Here is a 23,345-nt window from a genome sequence, read left to right on the forward strand (position 1 = left end):
GCTGCCCTCGCGCCCCTTGGTCATCTTGACTGCGTCATGAGGATTTTTGCGGCGAAGATCGAGAAGACCCCGGCGAAAGTGTAGTCGATGCCGCGCAAGACCTTGCGGTTTGTCTGCAGCCAGTGCGACATGAAATCCGCGCCATAGACGATGCCGATGCCGAGCGGCATCGACAAGACGATCGACCACAGGCCGAGAAAGATCAGCTTGCCCGTGACATCAGGATCGGAAGCGGTCACGAACTGCGGCAAGAAGGTCATGAAGAAGATGATGACCTTGGGGTTGAGCAGATTGACCCAAAGTCCGTTCAAAAAAGCGCCCCGTCTGGAGGCTACGGCTTCGCCCTCCGCCTTGACGACGAAATTCGAGCCGTGGCGGATGGCCTGCAGCGCCAGCCACAGCAGATAGGCGGCTCCCCCCGTCTTCAGAATGAGGAAGGCCGTCGGCGAGGCCACGATCAGGGCCGATACACCGAAGGCCACCAGCATCGTATGGACCGCAATCCCGAAGCTCGTTCCCGCCAGCGTCATGAGGCCGATCGTCCGGCCGTCGCGCAGCGATCGGCTGATCCATAAGGTCATGTCGGGTCCAGGCGTGATCGCGAGGATCAGCATCGCAAGGCTGAACGCCAGGAAAACAGGCAGGCTGGGCAGAAAATCCATAAGGGCCACCGCAAAAAGAAGCGCCCGCGAACTGCGGGCGTTTCAACATTAGCGGTCTTTGATGAGCTTGCCAATCACTCCGTCGGGACGGAAAGGTAGGCCTTGAACGCGTCAGCATAGTCAGGATGCCAGCGCGACAGCGGTGGTCTGTTTTCGACGATGTCGCCCGCTGCCCAGGCGATTCGCTTCTCGTCGAGCGCGCGCGGCACTTCATTGTCGGGGCACAAGATGTAGAAATCACCGCGTTCCAGGCTGTCCAGCATGAACTCGACGGTTTCCTCCGGCGTCCAGGCACCATCAGGCTTTTCCGTCCTGTCGTTTGCGGTCAGTCCGGTAAAGACGAAGCCCGGTATCAGCAGGTGGGCGCTGATATTGCAGTCCGGCATGTTGCGCAGTTCGTGCTGCAGTGCCTCGGTGAAGGCTTTGACGCCGGACTTGGAGACATTGTACGCAGGATCGCCGGGCGGCGTCGTAATGCCCTGCTTGGATCCGGTATTGATGATGAGGCCGGGGTCCTTGTGGGCAACCATGCCGGGGCCGAAGATGCGGCTTCCGTTGACCACGGCCATCAGGTTGACGGCGAGCACGTTTTCCCAGTTGGCCTGAGGGCCGAAAAGGGCGCTGCCTGGCTGGATGCCAGCATTGTTCATCAATACATGTACGCGTCCGAAGCGCTGGATGACGGCGCGCTCAAGAGCCTCGAGCTCGTCTAGTTTGGACACATCGGTCGCAATCGCAACGACATCGGCCTCCCCACCCGGTGCAAGTGCGGTGACTTCTGTTGCCGCGCTCGCCAGCCGGTCTCCCTCGAGATCGACGAGCACCACGCTCAGACCCACACCGGCGAATGTCTTGGCCGCCGCCAGACCGATGCCGGATGCGGCTCCGGTGATGACGGCGACATGCCCCCTCGAGAGCGCAGGATGTTGGATCGTCATGAATTGACTCCTTCTAAACCGGTGGTGTGTGGCTGTCGGCGATATGGTATCTTGCCTACACATCGTCAACGTGACGGCGCGTCCATGACGACGGGACCCCGGACTGACTCAAAGCCTGTGCAGACCAGAGGCTCGCCAGACGTCAGCCGATAATCGATCATGGCAAGTCCTCGGCTGCCCTTGCACGCAAGCGGAATCTGGCTAAAAGTGCCGCCATTCTTGATCCAGGCGGGGTTTGAGCCTCGCTCCCTCCAGACGGAACATCGATATGGCACTCCCAAAAGACGTGAAGAAAGTCGTCCTCGCCTATTCCGGCGGTCTCGACACTTCGATCATCCTGAAATGGCTTCAGACCGAACTCAACGCTGAAGTCGTCACCTTCACCGCCGACCTTGGTCAGGGCGAAGAGCTCGAGCCGGCTCGCAAGAAGGCGGAGATGCTCGGCATCAAGGAGATCTTCATCGAAGACGTGCGCGAAGAGTTCGTCCGTGATTTCGTCTTCCCGATGTTCCGTGCCAACGCCGTCTACGAAGGCGTCTATCTGCTCGGCACCTCCATCGCTCGTCCGCTGATATCCAAGCACCTGATCGAGATCGCCAAGAAGACTGGCGCCGATGCGATTGCCCATGGTGCAACCGGCAAGGGCAACGACCAGGTTCGTTTCGAACTTTCTGCCTACGCGCTGAATCCCGACATCAAGATCATCGCGCCGTGGCGCGACTGGGCCTTCAAGAGCCGTACGGATCTTCTCAATTTCGCTGAACAGCACCAGATCCCGGTTGCCAAGGACAAGAAGGGTGAAGCGCCGTTCTCCGTCGACGCCAACCTGCTGCACTCCTCTTCCGAGGGCAAGGTTCTCGAAGACCCCTCCGTCGAGGCGCCCGAATACGTGCACATGCGCACCATTTCGCCGGAAGCGGCTCCCGACAAGGCAACCATCATCAAGGTTGGCTTCGAAAAGGGTGACGCTGTCTCTATCAATGGCGTGCGCATGAGCCCGGCGACACTGCTGGCCGAGCTCAACAACTACGGTCGCGACAACGGCATCGGTCGCCTCGATCTCGTCGAAAACCGCTTCGTCGGCATGAAGTCGCGCGGCGTTTACGAGACACCCGGCGGCACCATTCTTCTGTCCGCTCACCGGGCCATCGAATCGATCACGCTTGACCGTGGTGCCGCGCACCTGAAGGACGAGCTGATGCCGCGTTATGCAGAGCTCATCTACTACGGCTTCTGGTTCTCGCCGGAGCGCGAGATGTTGCAGGCCCTCATCGATAAGAGCCAGGAGCATGTCGAGGGCGAAGTGACGCTCAAGCTCTACAAGGGCAATGTCATGGTCATCGGCCGGGAATCGGCGAAGTCGCTGTATTCCGATACGCTCGTCACCTTTGAAGACGACCAGGGCGCCTACGACCAGAAGGACGCAGCCGGCTTCATCAAGCTCAACGCGCTGCGCCTGCGCACACTCGCCAAGCGTAATCGCGACTAAGCCGCGGGTTTCAATCCATAGAGTTCGAAGCCGCCTGTCCGATTGGAGAGGCGGCTTTTTTCATGTCGCTCTGTTGAGACGGGAAAGCCAGAGGAAGCCTGCGAGAGCGCTGAGCTCCATGAAGGGAATGATGATCCCGAAGGCGGTTAAGGGATTGCCGATGAGTGCTGCTGCCACACCTGCGAGAAACCCAGCGGACATCTGGAGGAAGCCGGTCATGGCCGATGCGGACCCGGCGATGTGACCGAAGGGCGCCATGCTCATTGTCACGACATGCGGGCTCAGAAAGGCGAGGCCGAAGGTGCAAATCGCAACCGGTGTCATGATGGACAGGAAACACGGGGTCACAAGTGCGACTGACATCGCCATGCTGATGGCACCGAAGCCGCAGAGGGTGATGCCGATCCGTGCGGCCCTTGGCCCCGACACGCGTCGCGATACGACCTTAAGAACCAGGGAGCCACCGAGATAGGCCCCGGACTGCATCAGCATGCCCATACCGAACTGGGTTGGTGTCAATCCGATTTCATTGACGAGGATGAAGGGCAACATCGTTGACTGCGCATAGAGCGCGCCGATCGTGCCGCTCAACACCAAGGAGGAGGCGAGGAAAATCGGGGTGCGGAGCACGGTGCCGTAATTTGCCGCCAATTGCACTGGACGCAGCTTGGCCAGGTCAGGCGTGGTGGTTTCCCGAAGGAAGACAATCACGCAGCCGATGCTCAGCAGACCGAAGCCGACCAGGAGGAGGAATACCGCGTTCCAGCCGAATGCGCCAAGCGTCAGGCCGCCCAAAGTCGGCCCCATGGCCGGGCCGATCGCCAGGAAAATGCCTATGGTGTTCAGGATACGTGCGGCATTTGGGCCCGTATAGAGGTCGCGCACGATCGCTCTGCCGACCACCACGCCGATTGAGGCGCCTATCCCCTGGATGAGGCGCGACACCAGGATGAGGTCAACGGAGCTGGCAAATGTCGCCAGAACCGAGCCGAATACGTAGATTCCGAGAAAAAGCAGCGTTGCCTTCTTGCGTCCCAGTGCGTCGGCGAGAGGACCTGCAATCAGCTGTGCCACGGCGAAGCCTGCAAAATAGAAGGAGAGCGTAAGCTTGATCGCCGCTTCGGTCGTGTCGAAGGCTCGCACCAGTTCCGGCATGGCTGGCGTGTAGAGCGACATGGAGATGGGGCCAAGAGTGGTCAGCAGCGCCCCGAGAAAGGTGGTGCGCCGTTCGCTCATCATTGCGGCAGTCATGCGGACTCGATTCTGGTCAAAACAAAATCGGCGCCTCACAGCCGGAGGCGCCTCAAGCAAGATCTAGGACGGATCAGGGCCGAGGGCGAGTATTAAATCTTGCCCTGCCGATCCTTCATCATGCGGTTCGGCCGAAGAAATCGAGAACCTTCGAGTAGGATTCGGCCATGTCCATATCGCCGATCATCTCGGCCAGCGATTGTTGCGTGCGGAAATACTCAGCGTAGTCGAAATTCGTGTCTTCGGTGAGGTCAGAAAGATCCGTCACGTTGCCGTTCCGATCGACGGCCTGCATCGGCAGTTCCGTTGCCAGTTCTCGATAGGTTTGCTCGTCGATTTCGTCACGATGGTAGCTTTCGGCCGCAATCTCGCGCAACCGTCGCGGTGTCATCGAGGCGAAAACCGAAAGTGCTTCCTCGAAAACGGTGTTGGTCTCGGCGGCCTCCTTCAACGGATCGAAGGTACCAAGTCGCGCGTCTGATGTCTGGCGCGTGTCGTTCAGCTTCAACGAGCCGCCGACTGGACGAATTGGAAAGATTTCCATGGTTTGACCATCCTCATCATGGGATGATTCGGTTTAGCGTCACATTCGAAAAATCGTCAATCAATTTGCCCTAATTTTCCGTTCAATTATATGTTTGTGCACCGTTTCTTGAATGGTTGTCTTTGTCTGTCCTTCCTTCCATATCAGGTAAGGTTTTTCTCTTCGGCATTAGGCCCAGGCCCCAGGAGTTTTCATGAGCGATAAAGCTGTCTCCAATCGCGCAGTCTTTGAGTGGTCGGGTCCGCACGGGCTGCCTGACTTTACGAAGGTTGCCGACGAGGATTTCGCGCCTGCATTCGAGTTTGCGCTGCGAGAGCATAAGGTGGAAATCGACGCGATTGCGGGCCAGCAGGATGAACCGTCCTTCGCCAATACGATCGTAGCGCTGGAAATCGCGGGCGATGCGCTGTCCCGCGTCTCGGCGCTGTTCTGGAACAAGGCGGGTGCGCATACCAATCCTGTGATCCAGGCGCTGGAGCGCGACATTGCGCCCAAGATGTCCCGTCACTATTCGATGATCAGCATGAATGCCGCGCTGTTTTCCCGCGTCGATGCGCTGTGGAGCCGTCGCGATGCCCTTGGCCTTGATGGCGAACAGGTGCGCGTGCTGGAGCGTCACTGGAAGGGCTTCGTGCGTTCGGGCGCAAAGCTGCCCAAGCCTGAGCAGGAGCGCCTTGCCGAAATCAACGAGCGGCTTGCAAGTCTCGGTGCGCGTTTCGGGCAGAATGTGTTGAGCGACGAGACATCCTGGGTCTTGCCCTTGTCGGGAGAAGCAGATCTTGCCGGTATTCCGCAATTTCTGCGCGATGCCATGGCTTCTGCCGCCCATGCTCATGGCGGTGGACATACCCATATCGTCACGCTGTCCCGATCCATCATCGAGCCGTTCCTGACCTTTTCCGAGCGCCGGGATCTGCGGGAGCAGGCCTTCAAGGCCTGGACATCCCGTGGCATGAATGGCGGTGAGACGGACAATCGCGAGATCGTCAAGGAAACGCTTGCCTTGCGCGCCGAGAAGGCCGCGCTTCTCGGCTATGCGAACTTCGCTGCCTACAAGCTCGACAACACCATGGCGAAAACACCGGATGCCGTGAATGGCCTGTTGATGCAGGTCTGGGAAAAGGCGGTGCGCCAGGCTGAGGCGGAAGAACGCGACCTTGCGGAGCTCATCGCCGAAGATGGGCGCAATCACGAGGTCGCCCCCTGGGACTGGCGCCATTATGCCGAGAAGCTGCGAGCGCGGAGGTTCAATTTTTCCGAGGCCGAGCTCAAGCCCTATCTGCAGCTGGAAAAGATCATTGAAGCCTGTTTCGATGTGGCAAACCGGATCTTCGGCATTCATGCCGTGCCGATGAAGGACGTGACAGGTTATCATCCTGACGTCCGGGTCTTCGAAATCCGTGACCGCGACGACAAGCTCGTGGCGCTGTTCCTCGGCGATTACTTTGCGCGCCCTTCAAAGCGCTCCGGCGCCTGGATGAGCTCGTTCCAGTCGCAGCATCGTCTGACGCTGAAAAACGGGCAGCACGGTGAGATCCCGATCATCTACAATGTGTGCAACTTCGCCAAGCCGGAGGCCGGTCAGCCCGCGCTCTTGTCGCTCGACGATGCGCGCACTCTCTTCCATGAGTTTGGCCATGCGGCACATGGGATGTTGTCCAACGTGACCTACCCCTCGGTCTCGGGCACCGGCGTTTCGCGTGACTTCGTCGAGCTGCCGTCCCAGCTCTATGAACACTGGCTGACTGTGCCGGAAATCCTGCAAACCTATGCCGTGCATTACGAGACCGGAGCCGCCATGCCTCAGGCGCTGCTCGACAAGGTTCTTGCCGCACGCACTTTCAATGCCGGGTTCAATACCGTGGAGTTCACATCGTCCGCGCTGGTCGATATGGCGTTTCACACGCAGGCTGCGATCGAGGATCCGATGGCAGTTCAAGCCGATGTCCTCTCCAAGATCGGTATGCCATCCTCCCTGGTCATGCGCCATGCGACGCCGCACTTCCAGCATGTCTTCTCCGGCGACGGTTACTCTGCAGGCTATTATTCCTACATGTGGTCGGAAGTGCTGGATGCCGACGCCTTTGCTGCTTTCGAGGAAGCGGGCAATGCATTCGATGCCGAAACTGCGCGCAAGCTGAAGGAAAACATCTACTCTGTCGGCGGCGCGGTCGATCCGGAGGAGGCCTACAAGGCATTCCGTGGCAAGATGCCAAGCCCCGACGCCATGCTGAAGAAGAAGGGGCTTGCCGCTTAAACTGCTTCCCGCAGAGTTTTGGCCAGCGCCGGCGGTAACCATCGCCGGCGCGTTTCAGCGTTTCCCCCTTTCGCAAATGCAAAAAACAGGGTAAGAGCGCGCCAAAGTAAATCGGCGCCTCTCTCCCGTATTGCGCCCCAGCTATCAGAGATCACAAACATGAAAATGCGCAACATCGCGATTATCGCGCACGTCGACCATGGAAAAACGACCCTTGTCGACGAGCTTCTGAAGCAGTCGGGCTCTTTCCGTGAGAACCAGCGCACCGCCGAGCGCATGATGGACTCGAATGACCTGGAAAAGGAACGTGGCATCACGATCCTGGCCAAGGCGACCTCCATCGAGTGGAAGGGTCACCGCATCAACATCGTCGACACGCCCGGCCACGCCGACTTCGGCGGCGAAGTCGAGCGTATCCTCTCGATGGTGGACGGCGCGATCGTTCTCGTTGACTCGTCCGAAGGCCCGATGCCGCAGACGAAGTTCGTTGTCGGCAAGGCGCTGAAGGTCGGCCTTCGCCCGATCGTTGCGATCAACAAGATCGACCGTCCGGACGGCCGCCACGAAGAAGTCATCAACGAAGTTTTCGACCTCTTCGCCAATCTCGACGCCACCGACGAGCAGCTCGACTTCCCGATCCTCTACGGTTCTGGTCGCGACGGCTGGATGAACGTCAACCCGGAAGGTCCGAAGGACGAAGGCCTGGCGCCGCTGCTCGACCTCGTTCTGAAGCACGTGCCGGAGCCGAAGGTCGAGGAAGGCCCGTTCCGCATGATCGGCACGCTTCTCGAAGCCAATCCCTTCCTCGGTCGTATCATCACCGGCCGCATCGCGTCCGGCTCGATCAAGCCGAACCAGGCCGTCAAGGTTCTGTCTCAGGACGGCAAGACGGTTGAAACCGGCCGTATCTCGAAGATCCTCGCTTTCCGCGGCATCGAGCGTCAGCCGATCGAAGAAGCCCATGCGGGTGACATCGTCGCCATCGCCGGCCTGTCCAAGGGTACGGTCGCCGACACGTTCTGCGATCCTTCGGTTACCGAAGCCATGACGGCGCAGCCGATCGACCCGCCGACGGTCACCATGTCCTTCATCGTCAACGACAGCCCGCTTGCCGGCACCGAAGGTGACAAGGTCACCTCGCGCGTCATCCGCGACCGTCTGTTCAAGGAAGCTGAAGGCAACGTCGCTCTGAAGATCGAAGAAGCCGAAGGCAAGGATTCGTTCTACGTGTCCGGCCGTGGCGAACTTCAGCTCGCCGTTCTGATCGAGACCATGCGCCGCGAAGGCTTCGAGCTTGCCGTTTCGCGTCCGCGCGTCGTCATGCACAAGGATGAAGCGACAGGCCAGACATTGGAGCCGATCGAGGAAGTCGTCATCGACGTCGATGAAGAGCATTCCGGTGTCGTCGTCCAGAAGATGTCCGAGCGCAAGGCGGAGATGACCGAGCTGCGTCCTTCGGGCGGCAGCCGCGTTCGTCTGAAGTTCCTTGCTCCGACCCGCGGCCTGATCGGCTACCAGTCGGAACTTCTGACCGATACCCGCGGCACGGCGATCATGAACCGCCTGTTCCACGACTACCAGCCCTACAAGGGTGCGATCACCGGTCGCGTCAACGGCGTTCTCCTGTCCAACCAGTCGGGTGAAGCTGTTGCCTACGCCATGTTCAACCTGGAAGACCGCGGCCCGATGATCATCGAGCCGGGCGACAAGGTCTACATGGGCATGATCATTGGCATCCACACGCGCGACAACGACCTCGAAGTCAACGTGCTCAAGGGCAAGCAGCTGACCAACATTCGTTCGGCCGGCAAGGACGAAGCCGTCAAGCTGACCCCGCCGATCCGCATGACGCTTGACCGCGCGCTCTCCTGGATCCAGGACGACGAACTGATGGAAGTCACGCCGAAGTCTATCCGCCTGCGCAAGATGTTCCTCGACGCGAACGACCGCAAGCGCATGGAAAAGTCCAAGGCAGCGATCTGATCTTCTTCCATCTTGTCTGATTTGACATTCAAACCCCGGTCCCTGTGGCCGGGGTTTTTGTCTGTGCATGGGTGATGACGCGCGCTTGCGGCATCCCTTAAAAAAGCGTTAAGTTCGCCGCGGGTCCGGTTAAAGGGCCAGTGTCATTGGCATCTGCCAGGGGTGAAACGACGTTATGAAGACGCTGTCGATCGATATGCGGCTGGCAGAGCCGTCGGACGCTCCAGAGATTGCAGAGGCGCATCGTGCCGCATGGAGCCACGCCTATGCCGGCATCATTCCGCATCGCGCCCTGACCCGCATGATCGAGCGACGCGGTGAAAACTGGTGGCGCAAGGCAACGCGCGGCCCGGCCAGTATCCTCGTCGTTGAAGTCGCCGGTAAGGTCGCCGGCTACGCCTCTTGTGGCATCAACCGTGCCAGAGCCCTGCCGCATGAAGGCGAGATCTACGAGCTTTACGTGAGGCCCGAATACCAGGGCGTCGGTCTCGGGCACCAGCTGTTTACCGAAGCGCGCCACCTTCTCAAGCAACTTGGCTGCGAGGGACTGGTTGTCTGGTGCCTGGAAGACAGCGAAATCGCTGCGAACTTCTTCCGGTCGAATGGCGGCGTGGATGCGGTCGAGGGGGTCGAAGACTTCGATGACGTCAATCTGAAAAAGCTGGGCTTTGTCTGGAACTGACAAAGTCCACCGGTTTCCGCCGCAAAGGTGAGAGGAACCACGCCCAAAGCCGTGTTGCATTGCTGCATAATACGCATTAGGTAGCGCAGGAATTCAACACTCTACGGGGTCTAAAATATGCGCATCGACGCCATCGCCATCGGGAAGAACCCGCCGGAAGACATCAATGTCATCGTTGAAGTTCCGGTCGGCGGCCATCCTATCAAGTACGAAATGGACAAGGACGCCGGCACGCTTGTGGTCGACCGATTCCTTTACACCCCGATGACCTATCCGGGCAATTACGGTTTCGTGCCGCATACCCTGTGCAAGGATGGTGATCCGCTCGACGTTCTCATCTGCAACACCCGCCCGCTCGTTCCGGGTTGCGTCATCAACGTACGCCCGATCGGCGTGATGATGATGGAAGACGACGGTGGCATGGACGAGAAGATCCTCGCCGTTCCCGTACCGAAGCTGACGCGCCGCTACGACAAGATTGCCAACTACACCGACCTGCCGGAAATCACGTTGAAGCAGATCCAGCACTTCTTCGAGCACTACAAGGATCTGGAGCCGGGCAAGTGGGTCAAGATCGGCGACTGGCAGGATGTCGATGTTGCCAAGCAGATTATCCTGGAATCGATCGAGCGCGCCAAGATCGAAAAGTAAGTCTCAGATCGACATCAGACTATCAAGACGTTTTGCCAAATCCTCCGGGTCGCCATCGATCCGGAGGATTTTTTGTCGGGCAGTATCACCCGATGCGAGTGTTATCGCCGATTTCGGACATTTCAGGCTTTTGCCCAGGAGGGCGATCAGCGCCTTGTTGGCTTTTCCCTTTTCGGGAACTGCGCTGACGCGTGCCCGCAGATGGGCATGGCCGTCTGCGGTGACTTCGACACTCTCAAGAATATCGCGCCCGCCATTCGGGGTGAGCCTGATGGTGAGCAGCACATGATCACTGAAGCAACGATAGGGACGGGTCACAGCACCAGCGGCGCAAGGCTGGTCCAAAGCAGCGAGCGCAGGAAGAAGATGATCAGCAGCACGACAATCGGCGAAATGTCGATACCACCAAGGTCGGGCATGAAGCGGCGGATCGGGCGCAGCACCGGTTCTGTCACATTGTAGAAGAACTGGCCCAGCATGGCGACGAACCGGTTGCCAGAGTTTATGACGTTGAATGCATACAGCCAGGAGAAGATCGCGCTTCCGATTAGAATCCAGGTGAAGATGCTCAGGGCAAGGTCAATCGTTTGCAGCAGTGCGTACATGCATGTCTCCATTTCGCGGTTGACAGAGATGTAGACATTGGCGACTTAACGGACAAGTGGAAGGGGACCACGCATTCCGATTCATGTTTAACGGCGCTCCGTCCCGCAGCCCAAGGTATTTCCAATGCATGTTTCTTCGGTCGATGACCGGTTTGCTGCCTTCCGCCATACCTCGTACACCCGCTTCTTCTTCGCCCGCTTTCTGGGTGCGTTCGCCACGCAGATCCTCAGCGTCTCCGTGGGCTGGCAGATGTATGACCAGACGGGCAATGTGTTTTATCTCGGCCTCATAGGCCTGGTGCAGTTCCTGCCGTCGCTGCTTCTGATCCTAGTGACCGGCTCTGTTGCCGATCGATATAATCGTCGCGCGATCGTGTCTGTCTGCATGATTGTCAGTTCGGTTTGTGCCGCAGCGCTCCTTGGCCTGACGGTTGCCGATGCCTTCGAGCCGACCATCGTCTTTGCCATTCTGGTGATCTTCGGCATCGAGCGCGCCTTCGCAGCGCCCGCAGTGCAGTCTCTCGCCCCCAATCTGGTGCCGCTCAAGGATCTCTCCAATGCGGTCGCCTGGAATTCCTCCTCCTGGCAGACGGCCTCGATTGTCGGTCCTGTCGCCGGAGGTCTTCTTTATGGTGCGAGCCCTATCGTCGCCTATTCCGTATCCTTCGGCTTCTTCACGGCCGCTGCTATCCTCGTCTTTCTGGTCAAGCGGCCGCCCCAGCGGACCTCGGAAAAGGCGGTTACCGTCGATACGCTGTTCGCCGGGTTCCGCTTCATTTTCGGCGAGAAGGTGGTGCTCGGAGCGATCTCGCTCGATCTGTTCGCCGTGTTGCTGGGAGGGGCTGTTGCGCTGATGCCGGTCTTCGCGCGTGACATCCTCGATCTCGGCCCCTGGGGACTTGGCCTCTTGCGAGCCGCACCCGGTATCGGCGCAATCATCGTTGCGATCGGGCTTGCCAGTTTTCCCATCCGGCACAATGCCGGGATGTTCATGTTCATTGGGGTGGCGCTTTTCGGGGCAGGCACCATCGTCTTCGGGCTTTCGGATGTCGCTTGGCTTTCCATCGTCGCGCTGATGCTGATGGGGGCGGCGGACATGGCGTCTGTCTATGTCCGCGAGACCCTGATTGCGCTTTGGACGCCGGATGAGGTGCGCGGCCGTGTGAATGCCGTGAACATGGTGTTTGTCGGCGCATCCAACGAACTCGGCGAATTCCGTGCCGGCACCATGGCGCATTTCATCGGTCCGGTTCCAGCGGTTGTTATCGGTGGTTTCGGGACGCTCGCGGTTGCCATCGCCTGGGCGCTCGGTTTCCCGCAATTGCGCAAGATCGACAATCTCGAAGCGCCGGAGCGTCAGGAACCGCGCTGATCTCTTAAGAAGACGAGATCGAGAAACTCCCATAGCCAGGTCCGCAGCGGCGCATCGAAAATCATGCGCCCTTCCAGGTGTTCGCGGCCCTGCTGCGCATTCGGGAGGATAAAGCGGTGTGCGCCATGCACCACCCAGCGATGCATCATGGCACGGGTGAGTTCGGCGTGAAACTGTACGCCCCAGGCATTCTCGCCATAGCGAAAGGCCTGGTTCGGATAGACGTCGCCGGTAGCCAGGAGTTTGGCGCCATGCGGCAGCGAAAAGCCCTCGCGATGGAAATGGTAGACCATCTGAGGCCACTGCATCAGAAGCCGGCCGTGCTCGGTCGGGCGAATGGGATACCAGCCGATTTCGGTGCGTTGCTCCCGGTCCGCCTCCACCTTTCCACCAAGATGGTTGACGAGCATCTGCGCACCAAGGCAGATCCCGAGATAGGGTTTGTTTTCTCTGAGCGGGATGCTGAGCCAGTCGATCTCGCGCTTGATGAAATCGTCCGGATCATTCGCGCTCATCGGGCCGCCGAAAACCACCGCGCCAACATGGTCGCTCAGGGTCCTGGGAAGCGGATCTCCGAGTACAGGGCGACGGATGTCGAGGTGAAACCCTTTTTCCTCGAGCATCTGACCGACGCGTCCCGCGCTCGATCGTTCCTGATGCAGAACGACAAGTATGGACCTTGGTGTTGCGGCTTTCTCAATCATCCTGCGTCGCGTCGAGTCCGGCCCGATATGCAGCCTCTTGCCTGAGGTGTATGCTTTCGCGTTGCGAGATACCCAGCAGCTCAGCGACACGCCAGATCGCATGATCCTCCATCTCGCTGCGATCTCCATCCGCATAGACGATGTCCCAGAGGATCCCAACGAGATTCAGGCGCTGGTCTACATCGAGTTGGCGTTTTAGCGCGGTCGTGAAGCGATAATAGTCGACCGCGTCGCTTTCCGCTGCCTGCGCCGCGACCATCAGTTTTTGAAGAGCCGCTCCATCCAGACCATATTTCTCCTTCAGGATCTCTTCGAGCTTGCGGCGTTCGCGGTCACGAACCACGCCATCCGCCTCCATGATCTGAAAACAAAGCGCTGCCACCGTGATGCGCGGATCGTCTGGCGCAAGAGCTGCACTTTCGCTTTGCTGTGCCAGTCCCTGGAAGAATGCTTGCAGTCGCTCGAACATGGCCACCTGTCAGAAAAGTTTCAGTCGTGTCTTCGGTTCCAGATCCTGAAGGTTCGGATCCTTGACGCCCGGGTCGTCCGGAGGGCGGCCGAAGAAGGGTTCGACAATCTTGTCGTCAGTCGTCGTCGCAGGCGCAGGCGAGGATGGCGCTGCAGCTGTCAGTGCGGCAGGTGTGATGTCGACCGATGGCTTTGCCCGCGCAGGTGCGCTCGGTTCAACGGTGCTGGTTCCATTCAAAGCCTCTGCCGGCTGGTGCAGCTCGGCTGGGCGGGTGGTGCCCGAGGTCGCAACGGGCGTTAGAGAAGGCGTTACGGGAGGCAATGCTGCAACGGCGGTTTCGCCGGGCGATGCAGCTCCCTCCTCGACGGGACCTTCCAATTGACCAAAAGGCATTTTCCACTCGAAGGCATCGATCTTGCCGCTGACAGGGGAAATCGGCATCCACTTGTCCGAAACCTGGCCGTCTGCGATCCAGCACTCGTCGCGTGGTGCCTTCAACGCATGTGCCATCCAGTGGCGGACACGGCCCTGATCTCCTGTATCGGCTTCCTCGATATCGGCCAGCAGCAGGTAGACCCGCTCGCGCGATGCCATTCGGGCTGCGGCCTCTGCCTTCTGGCGTGCCTTGGAGAATTCTCCGGCATCGAGTGCAGCTTCTGCCACCGACAGCAGCGAGTAATAGTTGTTGGGCTTCAGAGCTTCCAGCTTGTCGGCCTTTTTCAACCGATCGACTGCGCTGTCACCGGATCTGAGACGCATGTAGAGCTGCGCGACTTCCGGATGGGGCTGTTGGCGCCAGGCTTGCTCCAGGATATGGGCTGCCTTTCGCAGATTGTCTTCGCGCTGATAGGCTCGCGCCGCGACGATCGAGGCCGGCACCAGATCCTTGGCCAGCTTGATGGCTTTCATCGCCGTGTCCCGCGCACCAGAAGGGTCGGCTTCCAGCTGGCTTTCGGCCTTGGCCGTCAAAAGCACCGCCTTCAGCCGGTCCGCCTCGTGACGGTCGAGCACATTGGCGATGCGTTGCTGGTCCAGCAAGCGAACTGCGTCATCGAAGTGGCCAGCGCGAGAGCGGTGCTCAAGCGTCGCCTTCGCAGCCCAGGGCAGATAAGGAGCGTGTTCTGCTGCGGTCTCGGCGTATTGGCGGGCCGCTTCGTGGGCCCCGAGCCGGGTCGCCTCGACATACAGGCCCCGAAGTCCCAGTTCGCGCGTTTCGGGATCATCTGCCATCCGCTGAAACAGTTGCCTGGCTTCGTCATGGCGGCCTTCGATCAGCGCTGCCTGCGCGTCGAGGACCATGATCAATGGCTCCTGATCGGCGCGGATCAGGCTGCGCGCGCGCGAACTCATGCGCCGTGCCAGAACCGCATTGCCGGCACCGGCCGCAATCAGGCCTGTCGACAGCGCCTGGTATCCGCGGTCACGCTTGCGAGCGCGAAAATACCGCTTCATCGCATGAGGTGAGGTCCAGAGGCTACGCAAAAGCCACCAGGCCACCATGGTGACGACAATCAAGGCGACCAGCGCCGTAATCGCAACGATCAGATCTGTCTGATAACGTTGGCCTTGCCATTCCAGCCACAAATCGCCGGGTCGATCCGCGATCCAGGAAAAGCCATAACCGACGGCCAGTACCAGGAGAAAGAAAAAGAGAAGCTTAACTACCGTCTGCATGGATCAGCCCTCTCTTCCGGCAACGGTCTGGGCAAGCGCCTGGCTGACGGCCTCTTCAGCCTTGATACGGGCATCGAGCTTCTCTGCAAACGCCTGTGATGCGGTCTTCCCGGCCTCCGGCAGCGCCTGCCACTCCAGGTGGGCGCCCTTCACATCGCCATTTTTGAGCTTGTCCTCGATGCGTGCAACAAGCGCTTCCGGTGTATCGCCCTCGACATTGCCGATCGGCCGAACCTTGACCAGGGAGCGGGCGCTCGAGAGCAGGCGATCACTCCAGCTCTCCCCTTCGGCAGGTGCGTGGATTGCGGCAAGGATATCATCCGCAACCGGAGCGAAATCCCGAGAAAGATCAACACGAGACGGGACGCCAGCCTTTGCAATGCCGGAAAGCGCCTGGACCGTCGGGTCTTCAGGCGCGATGCTGCGGAGCGCCTCAAGTTCGGACAGGAAGGGGCCGCCGCGGTCGATTGCCGTCTTCAGACCGGCAAGGGCAATCGCGCGCGCCATCTCGACGTCGTTGCGTGGTTCTTCCAGCCGCTTTTCTGCGTCTGCCAGACGCTGATTGCTGTCTTCCAGGCTTGTGCGGTTTTGTTCAATTTCGGTTCTCAGCGCGGCGATGGCCTGATTGGCGCTGTTGAGTTGGGCACGCAACGCGTCGAGCGCTGCAGTATCCGGCTGTGGAGCCGGCTGGTTGGCCTGTGCGGCGACAGAGTTTTCCAGCGCGGCCAACCTTTCCTGCAATTTCGGATCTTCGGTTGCCGGGTCAGACGGAAGGGAGGCCAGCTTGGCGGAAAGTTGTTCGACTTCGGATCTCAGTATTGCCAGATCTTCGGTCGCGGGCGCTGGGGTTTGAGTGGAGACATCTTCAGGTCCCATGCTCGGTAACACCCCGGCATATTGCATGCTGCCAGCCAGCGCGAGAGCGACAAGCCCGCCAAGAATGCCCGAGGCAACCAGTGTCGACGTCGATGGGCCGGAGCGCTGGGTGGACGGGATCGGCGCGGCAGGCTCTCTTGCAGCCGCTTCACTCGGCGGCGTTTCCGGCGAGGGGGCTGAGGCTTGGGCGGCATCACGCTCGAGTGGGGTGCCGTCGCCGCCAATCCCTGCTGCGCCGATGTCCTCGGTTGTCACGCTGTCTTTCTCAGACTGCGGATCTTCCTGATTGGGCCCGTTGGATTGTGGGTTGGCGTCGAGCGGTGCGACACTGTCATCCAGCGGCGCGGTTGCCGCATCCGCCGCTGTCTCAGTTTCGGCGCCACTCCGCGCTTCGTCAGCCTTCAGATCAATGGTGACCGGCTCTTGCGGAGCTTTCGATCGACGCGGGGGCTTTCCGGACACCATGGCAACCTCTCAATTTCATCAGCAGCTTTAAAGGTAGTCAGTGACACCTAGGAAGGAAAGGGTGAAGATCCCATTTAGCGCACGCACCTGTCGAGCAATTGAAGCAATAAATCTTCCCGAGGTTCCATCGGAAAGCAGGCTCTCGCTTGCTTTTCGGGCGATAGAGATGTGGCAATCTTTTCACTCAGGCAGAAAAACTTCGCACGAGACCAAGTGGCGGGCTGAGCCTTGGCAACCTCCTCGAAGCGCCTCGCACTTTCGGAAGAGTAGAGCAGAACGGCATCCGGCTGAGCCTTTGAAAGCGTCCCTAGCGTCGCGGCGTCCGGCTCCGCCGACAGCATGCGATAGCAGATACGCAGGTCGAGGCGCAGGCCATTCGCCGAAAGCGCCTCCTCCAGATCAGGGCTACGCGGCTCGCCAGCGAGATAGACGAGCCTGCCGCCGGTTATAGGGCTTATCGATTGCAGCAACTGGGAGGCAAGGTTGCGTCCGTCGCCGGACCCCGAGGTCGTTGTCGAAAAGCCGAGCGTTCGCGCCGCCTCTTCAGTTCGCTGGCCAACGGCGTAGAGTGGCAGTCGCCGATAGGCGTCTATTGTGCCTTCCGGGGCCGTGGCGAGGGCACGCAGTGCTTCCGAGCTCGTCACGATCACGGCGGCGGCATCGTCAGGCGGCGGCGAAAGCAGGGCTGAAGTGGTGTGTTGCGCCTGCATCAACGGCAGCAGGATCGGCGTATGGCCGCGTGCTTCAAGTGCTGCGGCCGTGCGCGCTGCCGATGGCTGAGGGCGCGTCACGACCACCCGCATGTCAACTCCAGCTATCGAAGAAGTCCGTGCCGGCTTTGGCGCGGATCGCCTCGCCCGCGGATCGTCCGAGGATTTCGGCCTGATGCGTTTCGCCGTCAATTTTGGTGTCGTGCCAGCGCGTGCCATCCGGGGTAAGGATCATGCCTGAGAAGCGGATACTGGACCCGTCGACAGTGGCATAGCCGGCAATCGGCGTGCGGCAGGACCCATCGAGTGCAGCCAGGAAGGCACGTTCACAGGTCACCGCGTCAAAAGTGGCCCGGTCGTTGATGGCATCCAGGAGGTCGTGGATGCGGCGATCGCCAATGCGACTTTCAATGCAGATTGCCCCCTGGGCTGGCGCCGGCGGGAATTCAGCGGGATCAAGCAGCTGGGTCGGGACATCGGTTTTGCCGAGACGCTTCAATCCTGCGAACGCAAGCAGGGTAGCGTCCACTTCGCCTTCAGCGAGCTTTCGCAAACGGGTGTCGACGAGGCCGCGGAAGGTAATGACATTGATATCGGGGCGCAAACGGCGGATCAGCGCCTGGCGGCGCAGGGAGGACGAGCCGACCGTGGCTGCAATTGGAAGCTCGGCCAGCGTCGGAGCGGTGCGTCCCACGACAGCGTCGCGCGCATCTTCGCGCGGCAAGTATGCTGACAGCATCAGGCCGTCGGGAAGCTTCGTCGGCATGTCCTTGGAGGAGTGGACGGCGAAATCAAGGTCGCCGGACAGCAGCTGCTCTTCAAGCTCTTCGGTGAAAAGCCCCTTGCCACCGATTTCCGACAAGGCCCGGTCCGTGATCCGGTCGCCCTTCGTCGAGAGCACCACAATCTCGAACATTTCCTCTGGCAGACCATGCGCGACCATCAGCCTTGCGCGGGTTTCCGAGGCCTGAGCCAGTGCCAGCGGGCTACCGCGCGTGCCGATGCGAAAAGGTTTTGTTTGCATCTGAACTTGTCCGTTGTTACCGACGATTTTCGTAAACGGGTTTCCTCTGAACCGCAATCAATGAACGGATTTCATGATCGCCAACTTGCGCATTCTTGGCATTGAAACCAGTTGTGACGAAACGGCTGCCGCCATTGTCACGAGGCTTGCCGATGGGTCTGCAGTGACCGAGGCGGATGTCGTTTTAAGCCAGCTCGACGAACACAGCGCCTATGGCGGCGTGGTTCCCGAGATTGCAGCCCGCGCTCATGTTGATGCGCTGGACACGCTCATCGAGGAGGCACTTCAGCGCGCCGGCATCACCCTTAGAGAGGTGGACGCGATCGCTGCGACATCTGGTCCCGGTCTGATCGGTGGGCTTCTCGTCGGCCTGATGACGGGCAAGGCACTCGCGCGGGCGACCGGCAAACCGCTCTATGCCATCAACCATCTGGAGGGGCACGCGCTGACTGCCCGCCTTACTGATGGTGTCACGTTCCCCTATCTCATGCTCCTGGTTTCGGGAGGCCACACGCAGCTCGTTCTGGTCAAGGGCGTCGGTGCGTATGAGCGTTGGGGCACGACGATCGACGATGCGCTGGGCGAGGCCTTCGACAAGACGGCGAAGCTGCTGGGGCTGCCCTATCCCGGTGGTCCAGCCGTCGAGCGCGCCGCGGCAAGTGGAAATCCAAAACGATTCGCATTTCCTCGTCCTCTGGTCGGTGAAGCCCGCCTCGACTTCTCCTTTTCCGGCCTGAAGACTGCGGTCCGTCAGGCGGCCGAAAGCATTGCGCCCGTTTCAGATCAGGATATCTCCGACATTTGCGCCTCCTTCCAGCACGCGATTTCGCGCACACTAAAGGACCGGATTGGTCGCGGTTTGCAGCGCTTTCGCGAAACCTATCCTGAGATCACAGCGCCGGCACTGGTCGTCGCAGGCGGCGTGGCGGCAAACAAGGACGTGCGCCACACGCTCGACACGCTGTGTGCGGAGCATGGTTTCCGTTTTGTCGCGCCGCCGCATCATCTTTGCACAGACAATGCGGTGATGATCGCCTGGGCCGGGTTGGAGCGTATGGCGCTCGGACTCCCGGCGGACGAGCTAACGGTCGCGCCACGGTCGCGCTGGCCGCTGGATCAGGATGCCAAGGCCTTGCTTGCCTATGGAAAACGGGGAGCCAAGGCGTGACACACGTGCTGCGTATAGCTGTCATCGGTTCCGGTGCATTCGGAACGGCTCTGTCTGCCGTGATCGCTCAAACGGGGAAGGCACACGTCCTGCTCGTTGGCCGAGACCAGGCGTTGATTGAGGATCTTGCCCGCCAAAGAGTGCATGAGGCGGCATTGCCGGGCATAACGCTGCCGGAGAGCCTTGCCTTCTCCGCTCGGCCAGATGCTGTGGCGGATGCCGATATCGTGCTTTTTGCCATGCCCTCGCAGGCGCAGCTCTCGGCGGCCGAGGTCTATGGTCCTCACCTGAAGCCGGCGGCACCGATTGTCATTTGCGCCAAGGGTATCGAAAAGCAGACTTCGCGTCTTTTGACCGATGTGCTGGAGAGCGTGCTTCCCAATCATCCGATTGCCATGCTGTCGGGTCCAGGATTTGCTGCCGATATCGCCAAGGGTCTGCCAACCGCCATGGCAATTGCCGCAGCTGATCTTGCGATCGCGGACTACCTCGCCAGATCCATCTCGGGCCAGACCTTCCGACTCTATGCGTCCGACGATCGGGTCGGGGTGCAGCTTGGTGGTGCTTTGAAGAATGTTCTCGCGATCGCTTGCGGTATTGTCGAAGGCATGGGACTTGGCGATTCTGCGCGTGCAGCCCTGATTGCTCGCGGTCTTGCCGAAATGTCTCGCCTGGTCGAAGCCACGGGGGGGAGGGCGGATACAGTTCGCGGCCTGTCCGGGCTTGGCGATCTGGTGCTCACGGCCACCAGCCACCAATCCCGCAATCTGCGCTTCGGCATCGCTCTGGGGCGGGGCTCTGCTCTTTCCACCCAACATGGCGGTCTTGTCGAGGGGGCCTTCGCGGCCGCCGTGGCGGCGCGTCTCGCGGAAGGCTACAAGATCGAAATGCCGATTACGCAGGCCGTGGCGGCAATCATTGACGGACGCCTGGACATCCCGACTGCTATTGCGCAATTGATGTCGCGCCCGATCACCACCGAATAGATCTTTCAAGGAGACGATCATGCTGTTTGCCGTCATCTGCGCCGACAAGCCCGGCCACCTGAACCTCAGGATGGAGACGCGACCGCCACACATCGAGTGGCTGAACGGGCTCAATGCCGAGGGCAAACTCAAGATCGGCGGCCCCTTCCTCGACGCGGATGGCAAGCCGTGCGGGTCCATGCTGATCATCGCGGCTGACGATATCGAAGCCGCCAAGGCGCTTGCGTCGCAGGATCCCTATGCGAAGGCTGGTCTGTTCGAAACGGTCGAGATCAAGCCCTATAACTGGGTCTTCAACAATCCGGAGGCGTGATCGCATGGCATTCTGGCTCTACAAGTCGGAACCCTTCAAGTGGTCCTGGGAAATGCAGAAAGCCAAAGGTGCGGAAGGCGAAGAGTGGACCGGCGTTCGCAACTATCTTGCACGCAATCACATGCGGGCGATGAAGATCGGTGACAAGGGCTTCTTCTACCATTCGAATGAAGGCCTTGAGGTCGTCGGCATTGTCGAGGTCTGTGCGCTTTCGCATCCGGATTCGACCGCTGAGGGCGACGCCCGCTGGGACTGCGTCGACATCCGCGCTGTCTGCGATATGCCCAAGCCGGTCAGTCTGAAGGATGTGAAGGCGAATGAGAAGCTGTCAAAAATGGCGCTCGTCACCTCCATGCGCCTTTCCGTTCAGCCGGTGACGGAAGGCGAATATTTCGAGGTCTGCCGTATGGGTGGCCTCGACAATCCGCCCGTCTGACCGCGTGAAAACCGATCCCGAGCGATTTATTCTCGACAATACCGACGTGCTGGTGCCGCCGCACGTGCCGGAGATCCGCCTGCATCTTGCCAGTGAAGTTCATGATCTCTGGCAAAAGACCGAGGAAGATCTTGAAGCGATCGGGCTGCCGCCGCCCTTCTGGGCCTTTGCCTGGGCAGGCGGGCAGGGCCTTGCCCGCTATGTTCTCGATCATCCGGAGGTGGTGCGCGGCAGGAAGGTTCTGGATTTTGCCAGCGGCTCGGGGCTTGTTGCCATCGCAGCGGTTAAAGCCGGCGCGGAAACGGTGCTCGCTGCCGATATCGATCCCTGGGCGAAATCCGCCGTGCAATTAAACAGTGCGCTCAATCAGGTGCAAATTGCCTTCACGCAGGAGGATCTGATCGGGCTGTCGCTGGATGTGGATGTCGTTCTGGCGGGCGACGTGTTTTACGAGAGCGATTTCGCAGCAGCGCTCACCGAATGGTTTGCAAGCCTCGCGCGACGCGGCGTCACTGTCCTCGTCGGCGATCCCGGACGCAGCTATCGCCCACGCACGCAGCTTGAGGCTCTCGCGACCTACGAGGTGCCCGTAACACGGGTGCTCGAGGACGCGGACGTAAAGCGCACCACCGTGTGGCGCTTTCTCACTTCTTCGGACGAATGATGCAGACACCGGCTTGGAAGTGGCAGGCCTCATCGGTGTTTTCGGCCGACACTTCGATGATCCGGGCCTTGGGCGGGCGATAGTCCACGACAAGCGAGCGCGGTGTGCGGTTGACCGCAACGAAGACGCCATTTCCCTTGATGCGCACGGCCGAGATGCTGCCGACGAAGGTGCCGATGCCGGGGACCACGGAAGGAAGGCCAGCCGATCCGATCACCGACTGCTCTTTGTGGTGGCCGCCCTGCCTGTGATGACGGTGATCCCGCTCTCCGGAAGACGCCGGAAAAGCCACCGCTAGGATGGCAAGTGGCGCAAGAACCCAGACCTTAACGCATGACAGTTTCATTCGTGCCTCTCCGGCGTGGTTAACGCTTCGTTAACGCACAATGCCGAAGGTTGTTGCTAAAGTCATCCGCCAACTTCGCTTTTTCGTAGTGCTCCTCGCCGTTTTGTGTGCGGCTAAAGTTCTGTTCACGCAAATCGATTAAATTGAAATCGTCAATCAAAACTGCTTGTCGTGCCGGGGGGAGGGGATTAAACGTCGCCCTGATGCATTGCACACAGAGTGTTTGGCGCATTGCGACCCAAATTGGCGGTTCCAGACCGCATCGTGACGCCGTGAGGAATAGATGGCGAATGTGACAAAAAGCCGGCCCCTGTCGCCGCACCTGCAAATCTACAAGCCGATCCCGACCATGGTCATGTCGATCCTGCACCGCATTACGGGTGCTGCACTCTATTTCGGCACAATTCTTGTTGCCTGGTGGCTGATCGCTGCCGCAACGGGGGCCGACTACTTCGAGTGGGTCAATTGGTTCATGGGCACGTTCATCGGACGGCTGGTGCTTTTCGGCTATACCTGGGCATTGATGCATCACATGCTTGGTGGCTTGCGCCATCTGATGTGGGATGTTGGTTATGGCTTCGACAAGCACTTTTCGACGAAGCTTGCGAAAGCCAACCTCATTGGTTCCGTCGTCCTGACGATCGTCATCTGGGTCGTCGCCTATCTCATTCGCAACTGAGGCATCATTCCATGGATATGCGCACTCCGCTCGGCAAGGTCCGCGGTCTCGGCTCGGCCAAGGATGGCACTGAGCATTTCTGGCGTCAGCGCCTGACGGCAGTTTCGAACATTCCGCTGATCATATTCTTCGTCGGCTTCCTCGTCATGTACAACGGCGCTCCTTACGCTGAAGTGGTGGGCGCGTTGTCGCATCCCTTCGTCGCAGTCGTTATGGGCCTGGTCGTTCTCTCCGCCCTTGTCCACATGAAGCTGGGCATGCAGGTCATCATCGAGGACTACATTCACGCAGAGATCCCGAAGCTTTTGCTTTTGATGCTGAACACGTTCTTCGCGATCCTGATCGGTGGCCTCTGTCTTTTCGCCATCTTGAAGATCGCATTCGTAGGGTAAATCAA

Annotated in this window: 26 protein-coding genes; 13 read left to right on the forward strand and 13 right to left on the reverse strand. The window is 59.9% G+C overall.

Translation table 11 applies throughout. The features are described 5' to 3' along the window. Positions 1-20: 20 nt before the first annotated feature. Both FAA97_RS13880 and FAA97_RS13885 read right to left on the reverse strand, forming a co-directional pair. Positions 21-662, reverse strand: a complete 642-nt coding sequence (locus tag FAA97_RS13880) for a LysE family translocator (protein WP_136599139.1) — start codon at positions 660-662, stop codon at positions 21-23. A 74-nt stretch (positions 663-736) separates the two neighbouring features. Beyond that, the gene (locus FAA97_RS13885; RefSeq protein ID WP_136599140.1) at positions 737-1,600 is read right to left on the reverse strand and encodes an SDR family NAD(P)-dependent oxidoreductase; all 864 of its coding nucleotides are present in this window, start codon (positions 1,598-1,600) and stop codon (positions 737-739) included. 268 nt (positions 1,601-1,868) lie between these two features. On the opposite strand from FAA97_RS13885, the gene FAA97_RS13890 reads away from it, so the two are divergent. Beyond that, the gene (locus FAA97_RS13890) at positions 1,869-3,089 is read left to right on the forward strand and encodes an argininosuccinate synthase (protein WP_136599141.1); all 1,221 of its coding nucleotides are present in this window, start codon (positions 1,869-1,871) and stop codon (positions 3,087-3,089) included. Between the two features lie 60 nt (positions 3,090-3,149). Here the strand turns inward: FAA97_RS13890 and FAA97_RS13895 are convergent, their stop codons facing one another. Together FAA97_RS13895 and FAA97_RS13900 are read right to left on the reverse strand one after the other, a co-directional pair. After that, entirely contained in the window at positions 3,150-4,340 is a 1,191-nt protein-coding gene (locus tag FAA97_RS13895; RefSeq protein WP_206110027.1) for a multidrug effflux MFS transporter, read from the reverse strand. A gap of 118 nt (positions 4,341-4,458) precedes the next feature. Continuing rightward, positions 4,459-4,884: a hypothetical protein gene (locus tag FAA97_RS13900; protein ID WP_136599142.1), complete on the reverse strand. Its 426-nt coding sequence runs from the start codon at positions 4,882-4,884 to the stop codon at positions 4,459-4,461. Positions 4,885-5,077: 193 nt separating this feature from the next. On the opposite strand from FAA97_RS13900, the gene FAA97_RS13905 reads away from it, so the two are divergent. The 4 genes from FAA97_RS13905 (at position 5,078) to ppa (ending at position 10,457) form a co-directional block, all read left to right on the forward strand. Further along, positions 5,078-7,141 carry a M3 family metallopeptidase gene (locus FAA97_RS13905; RefSeq protein WP_136599143.1) on the forward strand — a complete coding sequence of 688 codons (2,064 nt, stop codon included), beginning with the start codon at positions 5,078-5,080 and terminating at the stop codon, positions 7,139-7,141. 159 nt (positions 7,142-7,300) lie between these two features. Continuing rightward, complete coding sequence (typA, locus tag FAA97_RS13910) at positions 7,301-9,124, forward strand: translational GTPase TypA (RefSeq protein WP_136599144.1); 1,824 nt, start codon at positions 7,301-7,303, stop codon at positions 9,122-9,124. 175 nt (positions 9,125-9,299) lie between these two features. Then, entirely contained in the window at positions 9,300-9,806 is a 507-nt protein-coding gene (locus FAA97_RS13915) for a GNAT family N-acetyltransferase (protein ID WP_136599145.1), read from the forward strand. A gap of 117 nt (positions 9,807-9,923) precedes the next feature. After that, the gene (gene ppa / locus FAA97_RS13920; protein WP_136599146.1) at positions 9,924-10,457 is read left to right on the forward strand and encodes an inorganic diphosphatase; all 534 of its coding nucleotides are present in this window, start codon (positions 9,924-9,926) and stop codon (positions 10,455-10,457) included. 3 nt (positions 10,458-10,460) lie between these two features. Here ppa and FAA97_RS13925 read toward each other — a convergent pair whose 3' ends face one another. Beyond that, on the reverse strand, positions 10,461-10,775 hold the full coding sequence (locus FAA97_RS13925; RefSeq protein ID WP_136599147.1) for a DUF167 domain-containing protein: 315 nt from the start codon (positions 10,773-10,775) through the stop codon (positions 10,461-10,463). After that, complete coding sequence (locus FAA97_RS13930; RefSeq protein WP_136599148.1) at positions 10,772-11,062, reverse strand: YggT family protein; 291 nt, start codon at positions 11,060-11,062, stop codon at positions 10,772-10,774. The genes FAA97_RS13925 and FAA97_RS13930 overlap by 4 nt, the downstream gene beginning before the upstream one ends. A 124-nt stretch (positions 11,063-11,186) precedes the next feature. Here FAA97_RS13930 and FAA97_RS13935 point away from each other — a divergent pair, with 124 nt between their 5' ends. Further along, a complete protein-coding gene (locus tag FAA97_RS13935) occupies positions 11,187-12,434 on the forward strand; it encodes an MFS transporter (RefSeq protein WP_136599149.1) in 1,248 nt (415 codons plus the stop codon). On the opposite strand, the gene FAA97_RS13940 is transcribed toward FAA97_RS13935, so the two are convergent. From FAA97_RS13940 to hemC, 6 genes are all read right to left on the reverse strand, one after another. Further along, the gene (locus FAA97_RS13940; protein ID WP_136599150.1) at positions 12,419-13,138 is read right to left on the reverse strand and encodes a glutamine amidotransferase; all 720 of its coding nucleotides are present in this window, start codon (positions 13,136-13,138) and stop codon (positions 12,419-12,421) included. The two genes, FAA97_RS13935 and FAA97_RS13940, sit on opposite strands and share 16 nt — an antisense overlap. After that, on the reverse strand, positions 13,131-13,607 hold the full coding sequence (locus tag FAA97_RS13945; protein ID WP_136599151.1) for a tellurite resistance TerB family protein: 477 nt from the start codon (positions 13,605-13,607) through the stop codon (positions 13,131-13,133). Before FAA97_RS13945 ends, FAA97_RS13940 begins: the two co-directional genes overlap by 8 nt. Positions 13,608-13,616: 9 nt before the next feature. After that, the gene (locus FAA97_RS13950) at positions 13,617-15,281 is read right to left on the reverse strand and encodes a heme biosynthesis protein HemY (RefSeq protein WP_136599152.1); all 1,665 of its coding nucleotides are present in this window, start codon (positions 15,279-15,281) and stop codon (positions 13,617-13,619) included. Positions 15,282-15,284: 3 nt separating this feature from the next. Then, positions 15,285-16,622, reverse strand: coding sequence for a COG4223 family protein (locus tag FAA97_RS13955; RefSeq protein WP_136599153.1), 1,338 nt, complete (start codon positions 16,620-16,622; stop codon positions 15,285-15,287). Between the two features lie 74 nt (positions 16,623-16,696). Next, entirely contained in the window at positions 16,697-17,425 is a 729-nt protein-coding gene (locus tag FAA97_RS13960) for a uroporphyrinogen-III synthase (protein WP_136599154.1), read from the reverse strand. Between the two features lies 1 nt (position 17,426). Further along, positions 17,427-18,356, reverse strand: a complete 930-nt coding sequence (hemC, locus tag FAA97_RS13965) for a hydroxymethylbilane synthase (protein WP_136599155.1) — start codon at positions 18,354-18,356, stop codon at positions 17,427-17,429. 73 nt (positions 18,357-18,429) lie between these two features. Between hemC and tsaD the strand changes: the two genes are divergently transcribed. Genes tsaD through FAA97_RS13990 form a run of 5 tightly spaced genes read left to right on the forward strand, consistent with a single transcriptional unit; the run spans position 18,430 to position 21,923 of the window. After that, positions 18,430-19,524, forward strand: a complete 1,095-nt coding sequence (gene tsaD, locus FAA97_RS13970; protein WP_136599156.1) for a tRNA (adenosine(37)-N6)-threonylcarbamoyltransferase complex transferase subunit TsaD — start codon at positions 18,430-18,432, stop codon at positions 19,522-19,524. 5 nt (positions 19,525-19,529) lie between these two features. Then, complete coding sequence (locus FAA97_RS13975) at positions 19,530-20,510, forward strand: NAD(P)H-dependent glycerol-3-phosphate dehydrogenase (protein ID WP_425467426.1); 981 nt, start codon at positions 19,530-19,532, stop codon at positions 20,508-20,510. Between the two features lie 19 nt (positions 20,511-20,529). Further along, entirely contained in the window at positions 20,530-20,823 is a 294-nt protein-coding gene (locus FAA97_RS13980) for a YciI-like protein (protein ID WP_136599158.1), read from the forward strand. A gap of 4 nt (positions 20,824-20,827) precedes the next feature. Beyond that, complete coding sequence (locus tag FAA97_RS13985; protein WP_136599159.1) at positions 20,828-21,259, forward strand: EVE domain-containing protein; 432 nt, start codon at positions 20,828-20,830, stop codon at positions 21,257-21,259. Positions 21,260-21,263: 4 nt separating this feature from the next. Next, positions 21,264-21,923, forward strand: coding sequence for a class I SAM-dependent methyltransferase (locus tag FAA97_RS13990; protein ID WP_136599318.1), 660 nt, complete (start codon positions 21,264-21,266; stop codon positions 21,921-21,923). Here FAA97_RS13990 and FAA97_RS13995 read toward each other — a convergent pair. Further along, a complete protein-coding gene (locus FAA97_RS13995; RefSeq protein ID WP_136599160.1) occupies positions 21,904-22,269 on the reverse strand; it encodes a hypothetical protein in 366 nt (121 codons plus the stop codon). The genes FAA97_RS13990 and FAA97_RS13995 overlap by 20 nt on opposite strands. A gap of 283 nt (positions 22,270-22,552) precedes the next feature. On the opposite strand from FAA97_RS13995, the gene sdhC reads away from it, so the two are divergent. Both sdhC and sdhD read left to right on the forward strand, forming a co-directional pair. Beyond that, complete coding sequence (gene sdhC, locus FAA97_RS14000; RefSeq protein WP_136599161.1) at positions 22,553-22,948, forward strand: succinate dehydrogenase, cytochrome b556 subunit; 396 nt, start codon at positions 22,553-22,555, stop codon at positions 22,946-22,948. 11 nt (positions 22,949-22,959) lie between these two features. Then, complete coding sequence (gene sdhD / locus FAA97_RS14005; RefSeq protein WP_136599162.1) at positions 22,960-23,340, forward strand: succinate dehydrogenase, hydrophobic membrane anchor protein; 381 nt, start codon at positions 22,960-22,962, stop codon at positions 23,338-23,340. Positions 23,341-23,345 lie beyond the last annotated feature (5 nt).

This window comes from Peteryoungia ipomoeae (genome assembly GCF_004912165.1).
In the GTDB taxonomy this organism is placed as follows: Bacteria; Pseudomonadota; Alphaproteobacteria; order Rhizobiales; family Rhizobiaceae; genus Allorhizobium; species Allorhizobium ipomoeae.